The organism is Fuerstiella sp., assembly GCA_022447225.1.
In the GTDB taxonomy this organism is placed as follows: Bacteria; Planctomycetota; Planctomycetia; order Planctomycetales; family Planctomycetaceae; genus S139-18.
This window is the reverse complement of the sequence record JAKVAZ010000006.1, coordinates 296,454-320,941: the sequence shown is the minus strand read 5'-3', so window position 1 is coordinate 320,941 and position 24,488 is coordinate 296,454. Positions and strand designations below refer to the sequence as shown.

Here is a 24,488-nt window from a genome sequence, read left to right as displayed (position 1 = left end):
AACTCATACGGTGTAAACAGGGATATTGCGGCTGGAAGAATAAGACGTCTTCGGTGACGACCAGACTTCTCTGCGGCAGACCTGGCTCCTGTATTGTCTTGGTTCTCTGTCGGTCAGAGACGCCGAGCCACTGATTGATTTCGTTTCATTCGCCTGATAAAATAATTAAATAACAAATGCACATTACTCGAAGCAGGTACTGGCTTTGCGTCGTATCGACGCCCGCGAATTGACTTGGGGGTTTCCGTTTGTTTCCCTGAGTAAAATGCACTTCGAGGTCTGTTTGTGTGCCAATGTGGCTCGGTGAGAAAATTTCAGCAAGTTTGTTTGCTTCTGAGTGCTCAGCCGAGCGTATGTGATGCTACGGTTTTCCGGGAGTTTTGACTGATGCCTGATTGCTCCTGTGTGGCGTAATTTGCAGCTGCTCCTGTGCCGTTTTGGGAGGAATGACATGGCCGCATTCTTCGGTCGCAGGTCGTACCTGCCCCGGTTTGGAAACAGTGAGGCGTAAACTGGAAATGCAATTCTCTTCGCTGATGGTCTCCTTGCCTGACTGGCTGCCCTCAATTGGCGATCAAGGTCCGTTAACCACTACTCTGCTGAGCGTGTTTATCGGGTTGGCGATCTGGCAGGTTGTACTTTGGTGGTGTTTTCGCCATCGGGAACGTCCCTTTAAGGTCCGAGTGAGTATCCGCCGGCCTCACTACATCCAGGCCTCTCTGCAAACATGCCTTTACCTGTATTGGGGCCTGCACTGGCACGAAGTACGGAGTTACGCGGTTCTGATTGCGTTTCAGATAGTGTTTGCTTACCTGTTTGAAATGCTGCTCTCCTGGTCGCGTGGCAAAGTGTGGAATCTGGGGTTCGGCCCCCTGCCTGTTGTGTTGAGCATCAATCTGTTTATGTGGTTCAAGCCGGACTTCTTTATCTTCCAGTTCTTACTGCTGGCACTGACGTATTTGGGTAAGGAATTTGTAACGTGGAAGCGCAACGGCAAACCCACGCACATTATCAACCCCTCGGCCTTTTCACTGTCGTTACTTTCAGTCGGACTGTTGGCCACTGACTCAGTTGATAAGACTTTTGGCCTCGACCTCATCTGGTCATTCTATCTGCCGGCCAACTTTTATGAGATCATTTTTCTGCTTGGCCTAGTCGTGCAGTTTCTGTTCTCGACAACGCTGGTCACATTTGGAGCCGTTCTCGGTCTGTACGGCATGGTTGTCGTCTCCGGCCTGATCTACGGCAGCAGCGTGGTAATTACGCCTTTTGATGCATCCGTGTTTCTGGGGCTGACATTACTGATCACTGATCCCTCGACCACTCCGCGTACGAAGATCGGTAAGTTTTCGTTCGGACTGGCTTACGGCGGTGTCATCCTCTGCACGTTTTTTGTGTTACGTTTCTTGCGACAACCGTCGTACTTCGACAAAATTCTGGCGGTTCCGCTTATGAATTTGATGGTCATGCCTTTTGATACCTTTGGTGCGCGGGTGCAGGGCTGGATAAGCAGAAGCTGGATGTCGATGGCCCGCTATGTATGGGCCGGATCGATGTGCTGTTATGCGGCCTTAATCTTTTCGATCCTGCCTTCGCTGAAAATGCCAAATCCGGATTTCGTGGATCCACTGCCCCATGCCGATATTCGTGTTTCTTTCCCGATGAGCGAGTTGCGTGCAAAGTACATTGCCCTCCACCGGCAGTACCCGGAACTTGACCAGCCGTTTAGCTTCAGGAGCGAGTGGGCCTACTTAAGAAACGCCTACAAATTCGATCCCGTTACTGCTGAAGAACACAACAATCTTGGAATGGCTTATCTTGAGTTATCTCAGCCAGGACAGGCACTTAGCTACTTCAAACAGTCGGTGGAAATCGATCCGTCCTATGGGCCCGCTCAGTGCAACCTGGGAAATCAGCAACTTCAGCAGGGCGAAATCGTTGCGGCTATCGACCACTCGCGGAAAGCGTTACAGATTGATGAGACAGATGCGGCCGCCCACCGGATCCTGGGTACGGCGCTGCTGAGGCAGGGCAATAACAGTCAGGGGATCAGCCATTTGAAACAGGCCCTGAAATTAAATGCGTCCGACGGCCAGGGACATTTGATTCTTGGGACGATGCTTGCGGCTCAGGGGAAGCTGGATCAGGCAATCACCCATTTGCGTCAGGCGGTGGAAATCAATCCTAACAAGGGCAGGGCACACTTAAACCTGGGCAAAGCACTTGTTGGAGAGGGAATGATTGATGAGGGGACCATGCACCTTCAGCGGGCACAGATGCTCCTGCCGGATGATCCCGATGTGAGTACGGAACTGCAGAATGTTCGACTGGTTCGGAACAAGGATCGGTTTTGAGATCGCGTGAGTTTCAGGCAAAGCGATCAGTGAGTGTTCAGGGAAATCAGAAATTGCTGCTGCAGAGACTGAATGGTTAAAGATTTCACGGTTGATCCGATCCTCCGATGTTGGAGTTGTTCCATGGTCAGGGTGTTCACATCCTGTGACCGTTTCAGAGAACTCTGTCGTCAACGGATCGACAGGATCCCCGCCGTTCAGCACAGATGTTCCAAAATGTGCGATCGAAGACAGGGCAGATATGAAAACCATTGTGATTCCTGCACAAACCGGCTGAACTTGCGTCGCCGGCCGATCCGATTATAGTGTTGCTGCTGAGCGGCTTGGGTGTACCGGAGAGATGGCAGAGTGGCCGAATGCGCATCATTGCTAATGATGTGTCCCTGGAAACGGGGACCGCGGGTTCGAATCCCGCTCTCTCCGCTCAGAATGTTACGCCCCTGATCCATTCATGGTGTCCGCCGTACCAACCGGTCTGTCGCGAGTTTCTTCGGCACGGATTTTGAGAATTCGTGCCTTATGTGATCTGACCTGTTTGTCGGACCGGCATTGTTTTGTGGGGCCAACCCGGCGCGCTCTTCAACAAAAGGGACAGGTACCGGGACCGATGAGTGTGCAACTGGTGAGTTCAGTTCATCGGACCTCGTCAGTGCGTGTTTGCCCGGTCCCCCTTATGAATTCAGGTGATGCGGAATGATCGGCGGTCACCGGAATCAGACTTGGCAGTTTGGGCAGAGGATGTCGGGTCTGTTGCTGCACGTTCGACCGGATTACTTTGCGCGAACAATGTTGCCATATTTTATCATCTGATCCGCTTCTTGCATCGGTGATAACCATCGTGGACAATGCACACTAGGAGACAATCTCCTTGTAATCGTTCTTCCGCTGTCGCAGACTGCCTTCCATGCGATGTTTTTCGGCTGTGCTGACACTGTTATCGGTTTTCCTGGTCAACGTGTTGCCCGGACGCGCCGCTGACAACCTTACTTATGAACAGCACATTCGGCCCATCTTTCGTCAACATTGTTTTGACTGTCATGGTGCTGAACAGGAAAAGGAAGCCGAACTTGACCTGCGGCTTGTCCGCTTCATGATCCGCGGTGGCGAATCCGGACCCGCAATTGTGACTGGCGATCCCGATCACAGCCTGTTGATTCAGCGCATTCGTGACGGTGAAATGCCTCCTGGTGAGTCCAAAGTCAGCGTTGAAGAGCTGACTCTGCTGGAACAATGGGTGGCAGCCGGAGCAAAAACCGCGAGGCTCGAACCTGAAGCGATTGGTCCCGGCCTGGGGATTACTCCGGAAGAACGATCCTTTTGGTCCTTTCGGCCGATTGAGCGACCGGAGGTTCCTGCACATGATGAGACAAGTCGGGTGCGCACTCCGATTGACGCTTTGCTGCTTGCGGTGATGCAGCCTCACGAACTGCAGTTTTCGTCGGACGCTGACAGAAGAACACTGATGTTGCGGGCTTACTTTGATCTGATCGGACTTCCGCCGTCTGATCAGGAAGCGGATGAATTTCTGTCCGATGTGGCGCCTGGTTCCTGGGAACGACTGATCGAGCGTCTTCTTCGTTCACCCCATTACGGTGAACGATGGGGGCGACACTGGCTGGATGTCGCCGGTTATGCTGATTCCGAAGGGGCCGGGGCCGATGCAGATCGTCCCTGGGCGTGGCGATATCGGGATTACGTGATTCGTTCTTTCAATCAGGACAAACCGTTCGATCAGTTCATTGTCGAACAGTTGGCCGGGGACGAGTTGGCCGGACCAAAGAACGGAGATTATACCGAAGAACAGATTGAGTTATTGATTGCGACAGGGTTCCTGCGCACCGCCGCAGATGGAACCGGTAGTGGAAACAACAATCCGAACGGTCGCAACCAGGTTATGACAGACACGATCAAAATCGTGACGACATCACTGATGGGATTGAGCGTTGCATGCGCCCAGTGTCATGACCATCGCTATGACCCGATCCCCCAAACGGACTACTATGCTTTGCGTGCCACGCTCGAACCTGCGATTGACTGGCAGGCTTGGAAGACACCGGAGGAACGTCGGGTTTCGTTATACACAAAAGAAGACCATGAGAAGTCAGCGGAGATTGAGAAGGAAGCAGCGAAGGTCACCGACGAACGCGCTGCAAAGCAACGGAAATTTATGGAGGAGGCCCTCACGAAGGAACTGTCAAAGTATGACGAACCACTCCAAACTCAGCTTCGATCAGCCTATGAGACGTCAGGTGACATTCGTACTCCCGAGCAGATGGCACTGCTGAAGAAATACCCGAGTACGAATATCACTCCGGGAAATCTCTATCAGTACAACCAGGCGGCGGCCGACGAAATCAAGAAGATCGACGAAAAAATCAGTGAAATTCGTGCGAAGAAGCCACCGCACGAGTACGTCCGTGCATTGGTTGAGCCGTCCGGACATATTCCGGAGACAAGACTGTTCCATCGCGGTGATCACCGTCAGCCAAAGTTTGAGGTGGCACCTGCCTCACTGACAGTTGCTGCTCCGGAAAATGATCGACCGTTCTTTAGTTCCAATGATCCGGAATTGTCGACAAGTGGACGTCGACTGGCGTTCTCGAAATGGCTCACAAGTGGCCGCCATCCTCTGGTCGCGAGAACGATTGTGAATCGGGTCTGGTTGCATCATTTTGGTCGGGGAATCGTAGAAACACCTGCGGATTTTGGTCGCCTGGGAACTCAGCCAAGTCACCCCGTGCTGCTGGACTGGCTCGCCGCGGAATTCATGGAAAACGGCTGGAAACTGAGCCATCTGCACAGAATTATTATGACATCGACCGCATATCTCCAGACATCGGCGCGTTCCGAAGAGTTCAATCAAATCGACCCCGACAACAGGTACTACTGGCGAAAATCGTTGATACGGCTGGAGGCGGAGATACTGCGAGACCGAATGCTGTCGGCGTCCGAACAACTCAACCGGGAACTGTTTGGCAAACCAATTCCGGTCCGGGAAGACGATACCGGACAGGTTGTGGTGGATGACACGCAAAAGCGTCGGAGTATTTATATTCAGCAGCGTCGAACCCGACCGGTGGCATTGATGAAGGCGTTTGATGCACCGGTTATGGTCACGAATTGTGACCGGCGTCAGTCTTCGACGGTGGCGACACAGTCCCTGATGCTGATGAATGGGGGGTTCGTGCTGTCGCAGGCTGCAGATCTGGCCACGGTGGCGACCGCGGAGGTCATGACGCTGGAACAACGAGTGGCGAACGCCTGGCAGCTTGCTCTTTGTCGACCGCCGACCGATGTAGAGAAAGAAATCAGCATTAGATTCATCAATGAACAGCTGGCGGCAATCACAGCTGAAGAAACCAAACTTCCGGAAAACGTAACTCCGGATCAGCAGGCCCTGGCAGATTTGTGCCAGGTTCTGCTGACGTCTAATGAATTTCTGTATGTGGATTGACGAGGTAACCCACACCACAACGTTCAGTTGAGGTGTGCCATCCGATAATAGTGACTCAACGAGACTTCTGTTGTAAGAAGAACTATTCACGTTGAGTCAGTTGATCAGAACGATCAGTGAAGTCCCGGCGTGACGGGAAGCATCAGTTCGCATGGTCTGATAGGCTGACTTGTAGATAATCAGTCAGGAATGACGGGACAATGACCGATACTCAGTGCTCAAACGATCATTCAACCCTGACCGTTCCGCCCATTCGGTCGCGGCGCGCGTTTCTGGCCGAGAACGCTATGGGCCTTGGAAGCGTGGCGCTGGCAACGCTACTCAGTCAGGACAGGCTCCTGGCAACGCCAAAGAATATCTTAAAGAATCCGTTGCACTTCGACCTGAACAGGAAGCAGCCTCACTTCGAGGCCCAGGCGACGGCAATGATATCACTGTTTCAGCATGGCGGTCCCTCGCACATGGATCTGACAGATCCCAAGCCCGAGCTTACCCGATACCACGGAACAGAATTCAAGGATGATGTGAAGTTCAGCTTCATCAACCGAGCCACCAAAACCCTGATGGGAACTCCGTGGAGATTTCGTCCGTGTGGAGAGTGTGGTACCGAGTTGTCCGAGTTGTTGCCTCACACGGCGGAAATCGTAGATGAGATTACGCTGATTCGTTCGATGCACACGGGAGCAAATGGCCACGAAGTGTCCATTCGATATTTTCATGGTGGCATTCCAGGTGTTACCGGTCGTCCAACGGTCGGTTCATGGCTGGTTTACGGACTGGGGACAGCCAGTCGGAACCTTCCGGCTTACATGGTTTTAACGGATCCGGGGGGGCTTCCCGTTGACGGTGTTCATAACTGGTCCAACGGATTCATGCCTCCGCTGTTTCAGGGAACGGTTCTGAGACCCACAGAACCGCGAATCCATAATCTTGATGCGCCGGCTCATCTGCGTGGAACTCTGCAGCAGCAAAATCTGGCACTGCTGAGCACATTAAACCGACGACACCTTGAACAGCATCCTGGAGAATCAGACCTCGAAGCCAGAATTGCCAGCTACGAACTTGCGGCTCGTATGCAGTCTGCCGCATCCGAAGCTCTGGATGTTTCAAAGGAAACGAAGGCCACTCAGCGGTTGTATGGTCTGGACAATGACACCACACGAGATTATGGCACGCGCTGTCTGCTCGCACGTCGTCTGGTTGAGCGTGGTGTTCGGTTCATACAGCTGTTTCACAAAGGCCAGCCCTGGGACAGTCATACGAATATTCGCAAAAATCTTCCTGCCGCTTGTCGTAAGACCGACCAGCCATCATCAGCTCTGGTGAAGGATCTGAAACAGCGAGGAATGCTCGACAGCACCGTCGTTCACTGGGGGGGAGAGATCGGGCGACTGCCTGTCACAGAGAATCACGGCGATCCGGCGAAAGCCGGACGGGACCACAACGGTCAGGGCTTCAGCATGTGGGTTGCTGGTGGTGGATTCAAAGGTGGAGTGACCTACGGGGAAACTGATGACTTCGGACACCGTGCTGTTGTCGACACGGTGACACCGAACGACTATCAGGCGACGCTCCTGCATTTGTTTGGAATCGATCCCGAGCAGCTTTACTATGTTCACAACGGTCAGGTCAAAGAGATTACGAACGGTCGGAAATCACGAATCGTGAGTGACATTCTCAGGCGACCACCCGTTGTTTCGTAACGTATGGGGAAGCTGCTTCGCCGACGGCAGGTTGTTTGAGTCGCACCGGACCTTCATCCTGATGTTTTCGTATACCCGTTGCAGTCATGATGAATACTGCCGATCAAACCTGACACACGGTCCAGTCCTGACCGATGGTGAGACAGTTGTTACGCATGCTGTTAGTCTGCCGTTGCACTTTGTGTTTTGGTGTTTCAGACGGATTGCTGCGAACCTGTTAACAACCGGATTCGTGTTACGAAACTTGCAGACAGTACGCCAGAAAACCTTGAGAAAATCAGTCCGACCATGTGTCGTGGTTCCACAGGCGGGATAAATCCCGGATTCACACCAAATCAGCGGGAGAGCAAAATCCGGCGTTGTTCTTTGCTGTCAGTTGCTGAACAACCGGATCTGCCTGATGTTTCATGATCGGTTGACCGGACGTTGCCGGCCAAACCGGAATCAGCGGTGAACACTAGAAAGCTGAACCTGTTTTCAGTGCGACTGCAATTCCAACAGGAGATCTCTTCCCATAGCAGTACTGTGTTGTGGTGACGTGTCCGGTTCAGATGTTTCGTTTGCCGAGAGGGACGACAAATGTTCGAATCATCAGTGCCGTCGATGATCTTCTCTGAATACCACCATGACAACGAGTTTGGTGCAACCCTGAGAAAACTGAGTTACGACCTCCACCTGTGTCGACGAAGCGGCAGCACACGCTGTCACCACCGAACGGATATCCAGCAGCTGACCGAGGAATTGATCGCAAAGATGGACGGATTCGACTGGGGGACAGCTTTGATCGATCGACTGATGCGCGCTCAAGGTCTTATTCGGATCAACGGAGTGACGACTGCCATCTGTCGGGACCTGGAACTGTGCCTCCAGAAAATCCGTAAATTACAACGCTCAAAAAATAGTTTTTGCAAATTGCTGAGTAGTGTCCACGACAGTGCATAGACGAGTGCTCGATAAGAATTTACCTGGTGATCACGAGAGCCATGTGCCCCCGTATTCCGCAGGTGTCGAATGGCAGTTGTACACTACGGGGTATCCGTGTTTTGTTACACACGTGAGTGCAAACACACGGTGCATTCGCAGACAACCGGAAACTTTCCCGGGATCGCTCCTGATGCACATGGGAAATGGTGAGTTCCGACATGCAACGATTCTAACACACGGTTTCCAGCTGTCCGGTTTTTCCCGATCGCACGCATGCTTCGACGGTGGCACAAATATCACGACCGCCCTGTGCATCCAGAATCGTGTTCGTTCCGTGGTCAATTGCCTGGGCAAAATTTTCCATCAACAGGTAATTGTTGTCATCAGCAACGCGAATATGACGAAACTCATTTGCTGGCTGTCCACGATAGTGCACGGCGACCTCAGGGCGTGACTCACTTACGACCATCGCTCCTGCGGTTCCCAGCAGATGAAGTTTAATCTCACCGAGATCGGGATGGCTGGCTGCTCCAATCCGTCCAATACAAAGTGAGCCGACGATTCCGTTTTCCATTTCCAGTGTGACGGTGGCCAGATCGTCAACGTCATTGTCCAGATTGGCCTGGTGAAAATGAGCAGCTGTCCTCGCAAAAACGCGTTTCACCACGCCACCAGTCAGCATTCGTATGTATGCCAGCGGATAAATGCCTTCGATCTGCAGTTCACCCATTGCTTCCATGCCCACTCCGCCGTCAGATCCATCAGCATGCGCGTCAATCTGGCGCTGAAGCCAGTTGATCGGAGGGTCGCCGGGTTGCCGTGTGCCTTTAGGCGGGCCTGCGTCCTTGGAAAAGTAAAAATCACAGTGGATTGCCCGAAGGTCTCCGATGGCACCGTCTTTCAGTGCCTGGGTTGCCTGACAGAGGGCGGGAAGGAAATTGCGATTCCAGACCAGGCAGCGCACGCCGGCCGATTCGACAGCTCGAACCAATCGATCGCATTCACTCAGCGTTGTCGACAGAGGTTTGTCTACCACGACATGTAGTCCCGCTTCAGCGGCGCGTACGGACAGGTCACAATGACGCTCGGCCTGCGAACTTACGACCGCCAGATCCGGACTGAAATCTTTCACAGCCTGTTCCGGATTACGGATGTAGGGGATCTCGAAACGGTCAGCAAATTCCTGATTCCGTTTATGGACCCAGTCCGGTTCGTGCGGATCATCACAGACGGCTACCAGATCAAACCGGGGATGTGCATCGACAGCCAGGGCGACATAGCTGTGCTTGACGACGCTCAATACCAGAGCCTTAAATCGTTTCTCAGACATTGCATTCTCCCGCAACGACATTCTGTTGTTCAGCAGACCGGGCAGCCTGACCGGCCAGATGGTTCGCCTTTATTGTGTCACGCCAGTTCACCGGGAACTGTTTGCCGTCACCGGCAGACCGTGCAAAATGATCGATCATGGCGGCGAACGCGGCATCATACTGTGATGTCAGTAAAGTCTTTGTTCCACTGTCGTCCATCAGCAGGTTCGCATTATGGTGATCATCAGCATAGGCAGCGCCTGCAGAACCGATCATTGACAGGGAGTAATAATCATTGTCACCCGGGTTGGTCGAATCAAAATCAATAATCGCCATCCCTCCGCTGTCAAATCCCAGATGAACCTGTCGATATCCGGGTCTGTGCACGGAATAAACGTTGTTCGGCATACAACCAAACATCCAGACGGCCAGATCAACTTCACCGGTGAAAAGTTCCGTGTTCTCAGCGTCCGGATTCCAGCAGTGAATTCGCAGCAGTCCCGCATCACCCAGTCTGCCCGAGTCCAGAGCGTGCTTTACCTGCACCACCGATGGTTGAAATCGCCGGGTATGAGCAGGCATGCAGGCATTTAAGTTGTCGACCCGCTGACAGATATCCTCCGACAGACCAAACGGATTCAGCACGAGAACAGAGGTGCCCGCATCCAGAGCTGATGCCGCGATCTCAGAGTCATCTGTAAGCACTGCCGAACAGTGATCGATATCATCCACAAGCCGGACGGCACAGGAACGAATTGCCAGCGTCCGACAGCGGGGGGTGAGGTCAGGCGATACGTTGATCGCCAGTTTTATTCCACTGCTCACTCGTCTTTGTCCTTGTGTCCGGTATCAGGAACAGTAAAGGTCCTGCTTCAACGATACGATCCGGTGAGAAACACAGACTGTTCAGATCCATAGTCTGACCGTCGCCAGGATAATGGGAACGGATTCATTTATGCCTTTAGCGTCATGATGTAGTTGCTGTCATACGGCATCAAATGACGTTACAAACCGATTGATGAGGATTCAATTTCACATCCCGATTTGTCAGATCAATGGTGAGATTCGAAACGGCTTTGAAATGACCAGTCCAGGATGGTTGGCAGGTGTCGTGTCGAAAAGTGAAAGATTTTAGAAATGAGCAGCAGCAGAATTGGTGTCGGGGTCCTGGGGGCAACCGGTTACATCGGAAAACCGTACCGGGATGAAATTCGTGGCGTTGCTGACGCTCGTATTGTCGCCCTGTGCGCCCGCCGTCGTGATCTGCTGGAAGCAGCCGGTAAACAGGATGGTGCGGACCTGATCACAGACAACTGGCGAGACGTGGTGGAACATCCCGACGTCGATTTTGTTGTAGTTGGTACTCCGGATGCCCTGCACTACGAAGCTGTTCTTGCCGCAGCCGCAGCCGGGAAGCACATGTTTTGTGAAAAACCGGTGGGTATGAATTCTGACGAAGCGAAGGAAATGTGGCAGGCTTATGATAACGCCGGAGCACTTGCTCACTATGTGCCGTTCTGGACCCGTTATTCGGACATCTTTCAGAAATTGAAGCAGATTGTTGATTCGGGGCAATTGGGAGAAATTCGGGGAGTCGTGTATCGGTGGCACAATCCTCGTCCTGTCAACATGCCTCTGACGTGGCGGGACGACCCGCAGCTGTCTGCTGCCGGGAGTATTGCCGATGTGGGGTCTCACGCTTACGATACTGTCTGCTGGTTGCTTGGAATGGAAGCCACCCGCGTATTGGCTCATGCGGCAACGATCACACCATCCAAAGCAGATCTGGGAGCGATCAATCTGCAGGAAGCTCTGGCGAACAGCACCGAAGCACACACAGAAGCGCAGCAGCGACGGGGAGGAACGCCTGACTACGCCGGTGTTTCCTGGGAGTTCGCAAACGGAGCTGTCGGAACTCTGTTGCTGTCACATGCGACGTATTTTCGTAAGGGAATTGCTCCGGAACTCGAACTGCACGGAACGGATGCATCGGTCGGCATCAACCGGGTTACTGGTGATGTGATTCTCGGTGATCCGGATTGCGCTCCGAAGCTTCTTGCCAGTATCCCGGACAAGGGATTTGGAAATCGATTTGAGAAATATGTGTTTCCGGTTGTCCGCAGTGTGCGGGCCGGTGAAATTCCCGGTGATCATCCGAATCTGAAAAACGGCTGGCGTGTGCAATGTTTCACTGACGCAGTGGTGCAATCTGCGATCACCGGTGGCTGGGTCCCTGTTAGCAGCACATGAGTGCATCATTGTGATGTTGCTGCGAAGTCCGTACTGGTCTGCGGCGCGAAGTGTTCCAACACCGTGACAGTCGTATTGACGAGTGCCGTGCGAAGATGGTCCTGGATGCATTGGCCATGTGGTGTGACGATGATGTTACAATGTTGGAACATCATCAGACACTGCTGCGTCTGCCAGGGACAGCGAATTTGAATATCATCGGACTGATGGTTCCGATTGCAACCATATCTGTCGGCATAGCAACCCTGTCAGGAAGATGCAATTCACACGCCGTGGCTACCGCTGTTACCTGTGGACAACAACGTCGTTCAGCACTCATTTGTAAAGTGCACTCACCGTTCCGGCTGCAGTCGGGCGTGGAGTTCTTCGCGATGAATATCGAGCAGAAACAGTGCCACCGCTGACTCGATTACCGATTGACGCATTGACAGACCGGCTCTTGGCACCATTGACCAGTCTGGCGCTAAACTCCTGACCGGCACGCCACACTACCCGTTTTCTGGTGTATCCCAGGAACTCCAGAAATGTGGAGAGACCGATTTCATAGACACCGTGATTTTCAGCCTGCAATTGAAGTCTTCCGGTATTCAATTGAATATTGCGATAGGTGTTAAGTCGAGTCTTGTCTTTTGCGTTGTCCGTCGCATCGCGTCCCAGATCCGCAATAATCAGAAACCGGGTCTTTTCTGAAATGCGTGAAACGGCTTCTTCTTCTGTCAGTGTCTCTCCCTCTTGCGTGGCGAATTCGCCTTCGTCATTGATCTGCACAGAAACGTGGGCTCCATGTCCTGCCACCAGATTCAACAGTTCGTCTCGGTCGCTTCCCGGACTTCCATCGAAATCGATCAAACCTGCGATGGCCACTTCGACCGGCAGACCTGCAGTGAATACCGGCGAATAGATGGGATCACCCTTGGCAATCGGTCGATGGAGATCCTGACGCGTAATTTTTGCCTCGGAAAGGTGAGATTCCAGCACATCTACGATTTCGATACTGGCTTTGATATCCTTTGTGTTGCGGCGTCCGATTCCCCCGTGTGCTGCCACATAGACCGAAAATGTCGTACCGACTCGCACCTGATCGACACTGCCAAGGTTGACATAGGCCAGTTCTCTCACGTGGTCTACCGATGAGATAACCCCGTCCGCGGTTGCGAAGCTGATATCTTCCTGCTCAAAGAGTTCACGCCGCAGCGCCTGAATTGCAGACCGTTTCTCACGAATATCTGAATCCTGGAAACTGAGCTGTCGGTTTGTATCGGTCACGTAGTTGTCGTATTCAGTCTGCAGGTTTTCCAGCTGATCCTTAATCTTGTTGAATTCGTTGTTGATTTCGTCGATTTCTTCGCTGTGTTTTGCGTTTCGCTTCTGCAGTTCCAGTTCGGCCTGTTCCCGAGCTGTCTGATGGACACTGATTTCTTCATCCTTCGAGGCAACGGCTCGCTCCAGATCCGCCGTTCTGCTCTGGACCTCTCTCTGACGATTGATCGCGGCAGCGGCCTGAATGTCCCTGGCTATTGCAGCTGAGTCCAGGGCATGCTCCATGGTTTTGGGACCGTCGGCGAGATTGCTGAATCTTGGCGAATCCATTTTTTCCAGGAAGTCGCCCACCACGGAACCTGAAACGCCCTCCTGTCCCACATCGGTCCCCGGACGTCCCACAACTTCAAGGAGTGCTTCTTTATCAGAGTTGAGTTGCCGCACGGCCCCGTCGGCATCGTTTTTGTCTTTAACGGCTGCATCACGTTCCACTGTTAGAGCCGTTGAATTGCTCATAACCATTCCCAGCGCAATACCACAACCGACTGCCGCCAGGATAAAAAAGGCAAGGGTGAATAATGTGCCGTTGCTTTGTTTTGCCATGGAATGAGCCTCCTGATTTCTGACGGAGCAGCCGCGAGGCTTCTACTACCGATGTGTTGAACTGTTGGAATTCGAACGAACGAATGTTCCCGACCAGCACACCACTCTGATCTTTCACTACCAAAACAAGTACTGAGGGTTCCGTGTACCTGAGTGAAGAACGGTTACAACAAAACAACCATGAACTGTTATCTGAGCCTTCGAGATGCAGTTTAACTGGATTTTGCTGTCTCTGGTAAGGTTATCGACGGGAAAGGGTGAGTCAAGAAATTCGTTATTTCCGGGTGCCGTCTTCGTTGTATGATTCCACACGGCCGATCATTTTTTACAGTTTCGACCGGGAATCATGCAAGGATCAGCAGTATCTCGGTCACCCCATGTTTCTATCGAAATCTCGCTCGGGAAAAATCAGCAGAATTTGCCTATTGGCGGTCCGAATTACTGGGGAATCTGGACCGATTACGCCTGCTGATCACAGACTAACGAATTTTCCCTGGTGCATTCGGTCTTCACCAACCCGGGTGAAGCGATACATGTTTTGTCAGGGGGGTGAAATTTTCCTGATCCCGCTCACGGGAAAATGTGTCGGCGACGTGACATTTCAGGCAAAACAGGGTCCGATGGTTACTCAAAATTTGTGTTCGCAGCCACAATAGATCGTTCCACATTCACTGCGTCGACAGCGTGTTGGTGTTTTGCCACACCTTGCCATTTGCTTTGTTTCATCAGGAGTTGGGTCCTATGGTCAAGACTGCATCTACCATGTTGCCGATTGGTACCGTTGCCCCGGATTTTTCATTGACAAACACGGACGGAACTGTTGTGAGTCGCAGTCAGTTTGCAGGCCGGCCTCTGCTTGTGGTCTTTATGTGTAACCATTGTCCGTTTGTTATCCACCTTCGTGAGGCGCTGGCTGGATTTGCTGATGAATATCAACAAAAAGGCGTGGCGGTGGTTGGGATCAGTTCCAACGATGTCCAAAGCCATCCTCAGGACGGGCCTGACGAGATGAAGTCAGAAGCTGCGTCAGCCGGGTATCGATTCCCCTATCTGTATGATGCAACACAGCAGGTCGCTCAGACGTATCAGGCAGCGTGTACTCCCGACTTTTTTCTGTTTGATGCGGATCATGTCCTCGTTTATCGCGGACAGTTCGACAGTAGTCGTCCTGGTAACGAGGTTCCTGTTACCGGCGAAGATTTGCGTGGCGCCTGTGATGCGGTTTTGAGCGGTCAGGAAGTTTCCTGTGAACAGATTCCAAGTATTGGGTGCAATATTAAGTGGGCACCAGGTCGGGAGCCGGAGTATTTCACCGGACAGCCGGCCGTCTGACTCACGTGATGATTGTGACGGTGGCAGAAGTTTTCCTTTTGGTATTTATTCTGTGACCGGCCGACGATCTGCATCTGTTTCCTACGACCTGGCAAACTTGGCGTCAGGACATCCAATATGCGGTTTTCACTGACCGGCGATCAGTCAGATGCGGCGTTGCTGATTCAGAGTATCGTCACGTCTGCTGATCATTCGCTGGAGCACGTGCATCTTCACGGGCCGCTGGCCGCAGAACTGCAGACGAAGCTGCCGGTTGACACACGGCGTGCTGCATCACCCGAAGAAGTATTTGTGGGTACAGCTGCCGACACTGTGATCGTTGCTCACTCACAGGCGGACGAATCTGTCCGTCTGGCTCGTCATGCAAGCCAGGCGGAACATCACGTAATCGTGATTCCGCCGGGAGATCTTTCGACTGCATACAGCTATGAACTGCATTTGGTACTTGATGAAAGCCATTGTGGTATCATTGTTCTTACAGGAAGCTGGTACCAGTCTCAGGATTTTCGTACCGACATTCGTTTCACCGATTTTCGCCTGAATCTTCCGTCACCCCAGGACGACATTGACGCTTCGGGGACTTTGATGCATGTCATTGATGCGTGTTCCGCATTTGGTTTTGCGAATTCACAGGTTACCGCACTGGGAACGAAAGATGACGGGTCGCTGGTTTCCGGTTCTCAAATTATGCTCGCCGGTTCGGCTGCCGACGGGACGCCGCGTCCCCCCGTGAGATTGAAGTTTTCCGGTGCTGACCCGCTGGGTCGACTGCAGGGACATGTGGATGGACAGGTGGTCGATCAGCCGGTGATTTTGCCGGGTCGTTCAGACTATCGGACTTCGCTGTTGTGTGAACGTTTGGCAGAAAGCCTTCCGGACACAGCTGCATGTCAGGCGGGAATGGAACAATTCTCCAGAACGCTGCAGGTAGTTTCAGCGATCGAACGATCGGTTCGGCGGCGTCGTACGATCGACGTTTATGTGGATGAACTTACAGAACGTTCGGTGTTTAAGACTCAGATGACTGCAATCGGCTGTGGTGTACTGACATGGCTGATGACGGGTATGATCGGATATCTGCTGCTTGGACAACTGTTCAAACCGCCGGATTTTGTAATGCAGTTCATGCGGGCTGCGTGGATCGCACCTGTGGTGATCTTTTTGCTGTCGCAGCTTCTTCTGCCAATTGCTCGCCGCCGAAAGCAGGATGAAATGGTCTCAGGTGACGACAGGGATACCGTCCAGAATGAAACAGACTCTGACCCTCATTCGGTCTGACGACATTCCCGAAGGCCGGTCCGCTGAGATTGTCGCCGAAGGTCGTGTTTTCGCCGTGTTCAACGTCGGTGGCAAATTTTACGTGCTGGACGGTATGTGCCCGCATGCAGGCGGACCTTTAGGACAGGGAACACTGCAGGGATGCATCGTGACGTGTCCGTGGCATGGATGGCAGTTCGACGTGACAACAGGGCAGCACCAGCTAAGTGACGGAATTTGTCAGCCAGGGTTTGAAGCCGACGTTGTCGACGGCATGGTTGTCATCCGGATTGATGAATAGTCAGATCACGTCAAATCGGATGTGTTCAATCTTCGCGTGGCCCGACTTGCGGAATGGTCGCGGCATCGGCTGGGCGGCGTCGTTGAGGTCCACGGTTCGGCACCGGAGACTGTAGCGGCCGGATGGGAGTGCTGGATGCTGCAGACGCCAGAAAACTCGTGTCAGTGGCAGCGGCCAGGTTGTGGGCCGTCCGTCACGACTGAATCCCAGTGTATCCGCAGGAATGAGACCGCCAGGCAGCCCGCCTCCAAAATCTTTCGGCGACGGAAGAATTTCCGCGTCCAGCCACGGTGCAGATATGAAGTACGGGTCATCCTCCGCTGGTTTGTTGTCGCGGCGGTCAATCCAGACCTGAACTTTTTTTAACCCTGAAATGCCAACCTGTGCCCATCCCGTGACTGGAAAGTTTTTTCCAGCCTCAACTTCTTTTGGTGACTGCAGCGTGGCACAGAACGTTTTGAGCGGACTGTCAACATCGTTGTTTTGAGTGGCATAGGTGTCATTGGCGGCAGGGATGTTGGAAAGAATCACCCTGGTCAGCCACTTGATGCTCTTGAAGCCATAGGCTTCCGGAACCACGATTCGGACCGGACCACCACGTTCAGGGGTCAACCACTGCCCGTTGAGTTTGTAGCACAGAATCACGGGCGGCAGATCAAATGGATCTTCAAGGATTCGCCCAATCGGCAATGAGCTGCGAAACATTTGTTCCGGGTCATCGTTGTGGTATCCGTAGTAGAAAACCCGCCGTAGATTTTCGACGGGTTGAGTCTTCCAGATGATGTCACGCAGCGGGACGCCTTCCCAGATGCCGTTTCCAAGAGGACAGCCCATGTTCAGGCAGGTCATGACTTTGGGAAACTGAACTGCGTGTTGTTCGGCCATTTGCATGAGATCTCGAAATGTGAACGCCTGCTGTCCGGCCAGTGGTTGACGAATTGACGCAGGGAATTCCGTGTCGCTGACGACATTCAGTTGCCAGGTGTCGCGTGTCAGGCCGACTTCCCGCCGCTGCTCCCGAGAAAGTGTATGAGGAATTGGTTTGCCTCGTGACACATCCTGGAAGTTGTCCGGCTTTGTGAGCCAGGGTTCCCGGTTGCCGGATGTCTCTGATACTGATGGTTCACCGTCAACTGCTTTTGACGGCAGAGCGGTGGCAGCGGCCGCCGCCATATTGGTCTGCAGGAATTGTCGCCGGTCTGGCGAACTTCGCAGGGCCTTTCTGGAATCCGACATCATTGCTAACCTCGTATGCAACGCGGCATGGCCGCAACCAAATTCGAGCCTGTTACAGGAAACAGTTTCAGTGGTCGCTTTAAACGGGAACACCGGTCAAAGGGAGAAGATTTACGTTCGATGATTTCTGACCGGTGACGACAGCTTAAACTATATCATGCCGACTGTTCGGATTCTCACGTATCGTGTGGGAATGTCGGAAGCCTTCTGTTCAGGCCGACTGCGTCAGTTGCCCGAACTCTGCTGCGAAGTGGCACGGAACGCGGAAACAATGGCTTCCCCGAAAACCAGTCCAACGCTCTTGGGCGACCGGCAGGTTCGACATTGAATCGATTCACCGCGAATTGATTGGGTCAACATCGACCGCCATTTCGACACCATCGGGCAGCTGAAACACACTGGCCACAGACAGCCAGACCTCACGCACGCGTTCCTCCGTTGGTGCGGCGATCTGAAGATGATAACGAAAATAAGCCCGCAATCGCGAGATCGGTGCCGGTGCAGCTCCAAGGATGCGGACCTGTGAGTCTTTCTCAGTGACCTCGCGCAGTTGACGGGCAGCTTCGCGTGATGTTGCCGAGACCAGTGACTCCTGCAGTCCGCGAAAAATGACGCGAGTGACACAGTTAAACGGTGGAGCACTAAGTTCGTGTCGTTCTTTCAGTTCATACCGGGCAAATCCGAGGTAGTCGTGTTTCGCAGCAAACGTGATGCTGGCGTCTTCGGGACAGGTTGTTTGTACGATGACCCGGCCGCCACGATCGCTGCGCCCCGTACGACCTGCCACTTGGGAGATCAGCTGAAACGTTCTTTCGGCAGCGCGCATATCAGGTTGGTTCAGCATGCTGTCCGCATCGATGACCCCTACGAGTGTGACATTGGGGAAATCGAGACCTTTTGCGATCATTTGAGTCCCCAGCAGGATCTGTACTTCTCCGGACCGAAATCGTTCCAGTGCAGAATCGTGGCTCCCTGGTTTTTTCATCGAATCGCTGTCCATTCGTACAATGACTGCTTCTTCGAACGTGGCCGCCACTTCTTCTTCGAGCTTTTGCGTTCCGGTTCCGAAGTATCGGAGAGATGGATTGTCGCATGAAGGGCATCGATCGGGGGCCGGCACAGAGTAATCACAGCCGTGGCAGATAGCCGACTGACGATCACGATGCCAGGTGAGTGTCAGGTCGCAGTCGGGACATTTGATTCCTGAGCCGCATTTTCGACACCACACTGTAGGTGAATATCCTCGCAGGTTCAGGAACAGGATGACCTGTCCTCCATCGGCAAGTGCTCTGCGGACTGCCTGCTGCAGAGCTCTTCCCAGGCTGGCTCCTCGTGCGATGACCGGATCGTTGCGGATATCCACCACCACAACCGGCGGCAACGGCAGCCCGGAGACTCTGTCCGGCATCGACAGAAGCTGATCTTCTTTCCTCTGTGATCTCAACCATGATTCCAGTGTTGGTGTTGCAGATCCCAGCACAAGAGGAATTTTTTCCATTCTGCAGCGTTGTCTGGCGACTTCGCGGGCATGGTAGCGAGGTGTACTTTCCTGCTTAAATGTGGGTTCATGTTCCTCGTCAATCACAATAAGCCCCAGGTGAGGTGCAGGGGCAAATACGGCACTGCGTGCACCGACGACGACTTCAACGTCACCCTTCGCGATCTGTTGCCATTGCCAGTGACGCTCCGAATCGCTCATGTGGCTGTGAAGCACAGCGACCGATCGAAACCGGCTGCCAAACCGGCGAATCGTTTGAGGTGTCAGGCTGATTTCCGGCACAAGTACAATGGCCTGCCGACCGTATCGTACGATTTCACGAATTGCCTGAATGTAAACTTCGGTCTTGCCGCTACCCGTGACACCATGCAACAAAATTGTCTGGTGTTGCTGCGCGTCAATGGTTTTGTGAATGGCTGCAAGACAGGCCCGCTGCTGCGGGTTAATCTGCAGGTCAGGCTCCGAGGTGGCGCGTTCGAGCGTGTCACCTTCAAGTTTTGAGCGTACTCGAACGACCTCAAGCAGGTTCTTTTTGCGAAGCCCGGTAATTGGTCCAGGGCCGCAGCCCGCGCGTTCACAGATTTCCGGTGCAGATATCGGGTCCGTTGTCCCGCGGAGGACATCAATGACGGACTGCTGTCCAGGCGGGAGCCGCAGATGGCACAGTCGTTGTTCTGCATCGGCCGCCAGCAGAAAACCCTGAATCATCCGTGTCCCGGATCGCCGTTTTACACCCGCCGGAACCACACTCTCAAGGACCTGTCCCCAGCCACATAAATAACGTTTGGCAATCCATTCTGTGAGTTGCAGCATTTGTGTGCTGAGCAACGGCGATGGGTCAAGGACTTCGAGAATTGGTTTCAGACTCGTGGTTGTCCGGGCGGACTGACGGACGCCGACGCAGTATCCGGCGACAAGTCGATTGCCACGTCCCAGTGGAGCACGCACCCGCATTCCAGGTCGAAGAATCTCGCGTAATTCATCCGAGACCGTGTAAGTGTAGGGTTTTTCCAAAGGGAGATTAAAGACGACATCCGCGATCTGAACATCGTCCTGAGCCGCCTGTTCCCACTCGGGTAGGTCGGCAAAGTCAAACAGTCCCTGATTCCCCACGGCGATTCGAATTCACTTGTGGACAACGTAATCAGACAGACGACAGTTCACCTGTTGAGTCACCGGCGTCTCGTCGATGATTGATCACGAAACGGTGCGGGATAGTGGTAGTCGTCTTCTATCCCGCTGAAGCTGACAACGGTTAAGAAACCCTAGGCTGAAAAACTGCTGCCGCACCCGCAGGATTTGACGGCGTTCGGATTGTTGAACTGAAATCCTCGTTTATCCAGACCCGAGTAAAAGTCGATGGTTGTTCCGTCCAGAAACAAATCGCTTTTCTTGTCGACAACAACGCCAACCCCGTGTTGTTCCTGAAGCACGTCTACTTTGGTGTCGTAGTCGCCGGTAAAATTGAAGGCATACTGGAACCCGCTGCACCCGCCACCGGCCACGCCGACACGGACGTACTTAAGTTCCTCTCGATTCTGCTCCTGCATCACACGTTTGATTTCGACTGCAGCGGCTTCAGTAAGTTGTACTGTCATTTGATGTCTCCTGTGGCGACTGATGTCTGTCGAGGCGGCAATCTTTAGCGGATTGCCGTTTTCTATAAGCGTTAGCTGGCCTTAATGTGAGGACAGCTTCTGGAACTCTGCCGGCCGGGGGGAAAAGATCGCTGCCCCCTGTGCTGGATTTATTACTTTACACTGTTCAGTATACAGTCTACTCGACGTAAGTCATGACCTGTCAAGTACGTCATTTGTGAATGACCTCTCATTTGAAGTGAATTTCCGGATTTTAGCCCGTACAGAATCGTGTGCCACACGCTTTTGAGGCTTCAGACTGATTTTGAAGAGGTATTGATTCGTGAATCATCGGTACATCCGAAGTCTTTGGACAGTTGCGGTCCTGCCGTTGTGTGTCATTGCCGCGGGGTGCGGGAAATCACAATATCAGGAACTTGCCGGGGCTCCGGACGGTGCCGCTGAACTTTTGGCCGTCGGCAGTGGTCGAGACCCGCTGATCCGCCATATACAAGGCCGGTTTCTGAAATTGGTCCATCAGCCGAATCGAGTTGTTCTGGTCGACTTTTGGGGACCGCATTGCGGGCCCTGTCTGCATTTGGCTCCCGAGCTGGAAAAAATTGCCCGGGCGTATCCGATGAAGGTTTCGGTGGTCAAGGTTGATGTTGAGTCGACAGAGAATGAGGAACTCACAGCATTTTTTGGGATCAACACGATACCGGAGGTTCGCATTTTTGTAGGTGGCCGGCCGGCCGGAGCTATTCACGGCTACGTTGATGCGCGGCGCATCAATCGACAACTGGAGTCAGTCCTGAGTTTGCTGGACGACACTTCTGAATCGTGACCACGCGACGACAGCAAACTCATTCCTTGGTTCACTGAAAATCCTGTGCCTTGACGGAAGATTTCATGTCCTTCTGTGAACGAATGCTGAACGTGATACTATTGATTTCGGTTATGGTGCTGGGTACACAGACCGCAGCGTCAGCAGCGAAAACACAACGGCCCAATATCATTTATATCCTCGCGGATGATCTTGGTATTGGTGACGTCGGTTCGTTCAATCCGCACGGGAAGATTGCCACGCCGTCTATGGATCGCCTGGCTGCTGAAGGTATGAAGTTCACAGACGCCCATTCCGGATCGGCTGTCTGCACTCCCACTCGTTACGGAATTCTCACCGGACGCTATGCCTGGAGAACGCGTCTTGGCTCCGGCGTCCTGTGGGGATACTCCTTGCCGCTGATTGCACAGGGGCGATTAACAGTGGCGTCCATGCTTCGGCAACAGGGGTTCAACACCGCGTGTGTGGGGAAGTGGCACCTTGGGCTGGAATGGGGGCGTAAAGATCCGAAGGTTGAACCTGTCGACAGTTCCAGGGAACTCTGGCACAACTATGACTTTATGGCGAGGATTGCGTCCGGACCGAACCGGGTCGGATTCGATCACTTTTTTGGCATCCCCGCGTCGCTCGATATGCAGCCGTATGTTTACATCCAGGACGATCAGGTGACCAGCGTTCCCACACGCATCATTGATGGATCAGCGGGCAAACGGTTTTGGCGCAAAGGGCCTGTCGGTGATGATTTTCAGCACATTGAGGTATTGGACAAACTGACAGACATGGCGGTTGCATACGTCAATGCTCAAAGCAGTGACAAACCGTTCTTTCTATACTTTCCGCTGCCGGCACCGCACAAACCGATCCTGCCCACGAAACGTTTCGAACACAAAAGCGGACTCAACGAATGGGGTGATTTTGTCATGCAGGTCGATTGGACGATTGGACAGGTGATGCAGGCCGTGGACGCCCGAGGACTGACCGAGAACACCTTGTTGATTGTAACAAGTGACAATGGTGCGACTCCGGGAGCTGACTTTGCTGCACTGGAAAGCAGGGGGCATGATCCCAGTGGGGGATTCCGTGGTCATAAAGCCGACATTTTTGAAGGTGGCCATCGTGTTGCCTTTATTGCCCGGTGGCCGACTGTCATACCCTCCGGAAGCGTGTGTGATGATACCATCTGCCATACCGATTTGCTGGCGACGCTGGCAGAGATCACCGGGTTCGATCTTCCGGCGAACGCTGGAGAAGATTCGGTAAGCGTTCTGCGGTTGATGAATCAGACGGCAGAACGCCCTGTCCGCAAAGCAACCGTTCATCATTCGATCAACGGTGCCTTTTCCATTCGTCGCGGGAAATGGAAATTATGTTTTTGTCCGGGTTCGGGTGGCTGGAGCAGTCCGCAATCTGCTCAGGCTAAGGAACAGGAGCTGCCTGCGATTCAGCTGTTTGATCTGTCATCGGACCTGGCGGAGACCAACAATGTGCAGGCCGATCATCCGGAGCTGGTTGAGGACCTCAGCAATCTGCTGCAGCGGTACATCAGCAACGGTCGCAGCACTCCTGGAGAACAGCAATCGAATGACCGAGTCGTGAGTTTTGCATCACAATAGTACGCAGATGATCATCGGTTGCACGAATTCCGGATTCAACAACGTTCGCTGATTGTTCGGGGGGACGATCGTTTCATTGTTGCCCAGCTGCAGACGCCGGAGAACAGTCCGAGCATCAAAGCGTGCCGACATTGAAACAAATTCTGACTGGTACCCTGAAGGCGTTTTGGTGTCTTTAATCGCGTCTGTTGAGCTTGGAGAGCAATCGCAGAATTTCTACGTACAGCCAAATCAGAGTCACCAGCAAAGCAAAAGCAGCGTACCATTCCATCGCCTTCGGAGCACGCTGAGCAACCAGCCGATCCACCAGGTCAAAATCGAGCAGCAGATTGAATGCTGCCAGCCCAACCACGAACAAACTGAACCCGATTCCGACTGGCCCGGATCCATGGATCAAGGGCATTGATATGCCAAAGAAGTGCAGCACAAAACTGACCAGATACAACAGAAAAATCGCACCGGTGGCCACAACGATTCCGGCTCTCAACTTAGCCGTAACTCGTATCACGCCCGTTTGGTAGCAGATTAACATCACAAACAGTGTGCCAAATGTTAGGCAGACTGCCTGGAAGACGATCGGGGTATCCGGAAACCGGCTCTGAGTGAGAACAGAAAAAGCCCCAAGAAAAGCGCCTTCAGCAAGGGCGTACACCGGCGTGGTGTACGGTGCCAGTGTTGGTTTGAAACTGGTGATCAGTGCCAGGATCAGGCCCGCGATCGCCCCGCCATACATGAACGGTCCGGGTGCGGCGCCCTGTTGAATCTGAATCCACGCGAGTCCGGCTGTTAACATGACTCCAGCCAGGGCTATCGTGGTCTTCAGCACCATACCGTTGGCGGTCATCGTGGTAGATTCTTCTGCAAACGAAAACTGTTGCAGAACACGATCACTCAAAACAGGATTGGATGTTCGCTGGACACTCATCGATACGGGCCTTTAAAAAAACGTAAAGAGGCTCCCTGACACCAAAC

The 24,488-nt window shown here is 53.1% G+C and carries 17 protein-coding genes and 1 tRNA gene; 11 read left to right on the top strand and 7 right to left on the bottom strand.

Going from position 1 to position 24,488, the window contains the following annotated elements; translation table 11 throughout:
- Positions 1-536 precede the first annotated feature (536 nt).
- The 5 genes from MK110_05815 (at position 537) to MK110_05795 (ending at position 8,453) form a co-directional block, all read left to right on the top strand.
- Positions 537-2,354 carry a tetratricopeptide repeat protein gene (locus MK110_05815; GenBank protein ID MCH2210797.1) on the top strand — a complete coding sequence of 606 codons (1,818 nt, stop codon included), beginning with the start codon at positions 537-539 and terminating at the stop codon, positions 2,352-2,354.
- Positions 2,355-2,688: 334 nt separating this feature from the next.
- Positions 2,689-2,777: transfer RNA gene (locus tag MK110_05810), tRNA-Ser, on the top strand.
- A 481-nt stretch (positions 2,778-3,258) separates the two neighbouring features.
- Positions 3,259-5,808, top strand: coding sequence for a PSD1 and planctomycete cytochrome C domain-containing protein (locus tag MK110_05805; GenBank protein ID MCH2210796.1), 2,550 nt, complete (start codon positions 3,259-3,261; stop codon positions 5,806-5,808).
- Positions 5,809-6,008: 200 nt separating this feature from the next.
- Positions 6,009-7,511, top strand: a complete 1,503-nt coding sequence (locus MK110_05800) for a DUF1501 domain-containing protein (GenBank protein ID MCH2210795.1) — start codon at positions 6,009-6,011, stop codon at positions 7,509-7,511.
- 579 nt (positions 7,512-8,090) lie between these two features.
- Positions 8,091-8,453 (top strand): hypothetical protein, encoded by a 363-nt coding sequence (locus tag MK110_05795; GenBank protein ID MCH2210794.1) that lies wholly within the window; start codon positions 8,091-8,093, stop codon positions 8,451-8,453.
- A gap of 211 nt (positions 8,454-8,664) precedes the next feature.
- On the opposite strand, the gene MK110_05790 is transcribed toward MK110_05795, so the two are convergent.
- Together MK110_05790 and MK110_05785 are read right to left on the bottom strand one after the other, a co-directional pair.
- Positions 8,665-9,765 carry a Gfo/Idh/MocA family oxidoreductase gene (locus tag MK110_05790; GenBank protein ID MCH2210793.1) on the bottom strand — a complete coding sequence of 367 codons (1,101 nt, stop codon included), beginning with the start codon at positions 9,763-9,765 and terminating at the stop codon, positions 8,665-8,667.
- Positions 9,758-10,570 carry a hypothetical protein gene (locus MK110_05785; GenBank protein MCH2210792.1) on the bottom strand — a complete coding sequence of 271 codons (813 nt, stop codon included), beginning with the start codon at positions 10,568-10,570 and terminating at the stop codon, positions 9,758-9,760. The genes MK110_05790 and MK110_05785 overlap by 8 nt, the downstream gene beginning before the upstream one ends.
- 312 nt (positions 10,571-10,882) lie before the next feature.
- Between MK110_05785 and MK110_05780 the strand changes: the two genes are divergently transcribed.
- Positions 10,883-11,995 (top strand): Gfo/Idh/MocA family oxidoreductase, encoded by a 1,113-nt coding sequence (locus MK110_05780; GenBank protein ID MCH2210791.1) that lies wholly within the window; start codon positions 10,883-10,885, stop codon positions 11,993-11,995.
- 315 nt (positions 11,996-12,310) lie between these two features.
- Here the strand turns inward: MK110_05780 and MK110_05775 are convergent, their stop codons facing one another.
- Entirely contained in the window at positions 12,311-13,858 is a 1,548-nt protein-coding gene (locus MK110_05775) for a hypothetical protein (GenBank protein MCH2210790.1), read from the bottom strand.
- Between the two features lie 741 nt (positions 13,859-14,599).
- Between MK110_05775 and MK110_05770 the strand changes: the two genes are divergently transcribed.
- The 3 genes from MK110_05770 (at position 14,600) to MK110_05760 (ending at position 16,748) form a co-directional block, all read left to right on the top strand.
- Positions 14,600-15,190, top strand: a complete 591-nt coding sequence (locus MK110_05770) for a thioredoxin family protein (GenBank protein ID MCH2210789.1) — start codon at positions 14,600-14,602, stop codon at positions 15,188-15,190.
- 117 nt (positions 15,191-15,307) lie between these two features.
- Positions 15,308-16,468 (top strand): DUF2798 domain-containing protein, encoded by a 1,161-nt coding sequence (locus MK110_05765; GenBank protein MCH2210788.1) that lies wholly within the window; start codon positions 15,308-15,310, stop codon positions 16,466-16,468.
- Positions 16,437-16,748 (top strand): Rieske 2Fe-2S domain-containing protein, encoded by a 312-nt coding sequence (locus MK110_05760; GenBank protein MCH2210787.1) that lies wholly within the window; start codon positions 16,437-16,439, stop codon positions 16,746-16,748. Before MK110_05765 ends, MK110_05760 begins: the two co-directional genes overlap by 32 nt.
- Here the strand turns inward: MK110_05760 and MK110_05755 are convergent, their stop codons facing one another.
- The 3 genes from MK110_05755 to MK110_05745 all read right to left on the bottom strand — a co-directional run bounded on the left by MK110_05755 (position 16,749) and on the right by MK110_05745 (position 21,080).
- Positions 16,749-17,984, bottom strand: a complete 1,236-nt coding sequence (locus tag MK110_05755) for a molybdopterin-dependent oxidoreductase (GenBank protein MCH2210786.1) — start codon at positions 17,982-17,984, stop codon at positions 16,749-16,751.
- A gap of 334 nt (positions 17,985-18,318) precedes the next feature.
- Entirely contained in the window at positions 18,319-20,595 is a 2,277-nt protein-coding gene (gene priA / locus MK110_05750; protein ID MCH2210785.1) for a primosomal protein N', read from the bottom strand.
- Between the two features lie 152 nt (positions 20,596-20,747).
- On the bottom strand, positions 20,748-21,080 hold the full coding sequence (locus MK110_05745) for an iron-sulfur cluster assembly accessory protein (GenBank protein ID MCH2210784.1): 333 nt from the start codon (positions 21,078-21,080) through the stop codon (positions 20,748-20,750).
- 322 nt (positions 21,081-21,402) lie between these two features.
- On the opposite strand from MK110_05745, the gene MK110_05740 reads away from it, so the two are divergent.
- Both MK110_05740 and MK110_05735 read left to right on the top strand, forming a co-directional pair.
- Positions 21,403-21,903, top strand: a complete 501-nt coding sequence (locus MK110_05740; GenBank protein ID MCH2210783.1) for a thioredoxin domain-containing protein — start codon at positions 21,403-21,405, stop codon at positions 21,901-21,903.
- Positions 21,904-21,968: 65 nt separating this feature from the next.
- On the top strand, positions 21,969-23,516 hold the full coding sequence (locus MK110_05735) for an arylsulfatase (protein MCH2210782.1): 1,548 nt from the start codon (positions 21,969-21,971) through the stop codon (positions 23,514-23,516).
- A 175-nt stretch (positions 23,517-23,691) separates the two neighbouring features.
- On the opposite strand, the gene MK110_05730 is transcribed toward MK110_05735, so the two are convergent.
- Entirely contained in the window at positions 23,692-24,441 is a 750-nt protein-coding gene (locus MK110_05730) for a Bax inhibitor-1/YccA family protein (GenBank protein MCH2210781.1), read from the bottom strand.
- Positions 24,442-24,488: the final 47 nt, after the last annotated feature.

Bases quoted from the DNA above. Each gene is read 5' to 3' on its own strand.
- MK110_05780 (MCH2210791.1), top strand. From the start codon at position 10,883: ATGAGCAGCAGCAGAATTGGTGTCGGGGTCCTGGGGGCAACCGGTTAC.
- MK110_05730 (MCH2210781.1), bottom strand. From the start codon at position 24,441: ATGAGTGTCCAGCGAACATCCAATCCTGTTTTGAGTGATCGTGTTCTG.
- MK110_05775 (MCH2210790.1), bottom strand. From the start codon at position 13,858: ATGGCAAAACAAAGCAACGGCACATTATTCACCCTTGCCTTTTTTATC.
- MK110_05755 (MCH2210786.1), bottom strand. From the start codon at position 17,984: ATGTCGGATTCCAGAAAGGCCCTGCGAAGTTCGCCAGACCGGCGACAA.
- MK110_05770 (MCH2210789.1), top strand. From the start codon at position 14,600: ATGGTCAAGACTGCATCTACCATGTTGCCGATTGGTACCGTTGCCCCG.
- MK110_05745 (MCH2210784.1), bottom strand. From the start codon at position 21,080: ATGACAGTACAACTTACTGAAGCCGCTGCAGTCGAAATCAAACGTGTG.
- MK110_05795 (MCH2210794.1), top strand. From the start codon at position 8,091: ATGTTCGAATCATCAGTGCCGTCGATGATCTTCTCTGAATACCACCAT.
- MK110_05790 (MCH2210793.1), bottom strand. From the start codon at position 9,765: ATGTCTGAGAAACGATTTAAGGCTCTGGTATTGAGCGTCGTCAAGCAC.
- MK110_05800 (MCH2210795.1), top strand. From the start codon at position 6,009: ATGACCGATACTCAGTGCTCAAACGATCATTCAACCCTGACCGTTCCG.
- MK110_05760 (MCH2210787.1), top strand. From the start codon at position 16,437: ATGAAACAGACTCTGACCCTCATTCGGTCTGACGACATTCCCGAAGGC.
- MK110_05735 (MCH2210782.1), top strand. From the start codon at position 21,969: ATGTCCTTCTGTGAACGAATGCTGAACGTGATACTATTGATTTCGGTT.
- MK110_05805 (MCH2210796.1), top strand. From the start codon at position 3,259: ATGCGATGTTTTTCGGCTGTGCTGACACTGTTATCGGTTTTCCTGGTC.
- MK110_05815 (MCH2210797.1), top strand. From the start codon at position 537: ATGGTCTCCTTGCCTGACTGGCTGCCCTCAATTGGCGATCAAGGTCCG.
- MK110_05765 (MCH2210788.1), top strand. From the start codon at position 15,308: ATGCGGTTTTCACTGACCGGCGATCAGTCAGATGCGGCGTTGCTGATT.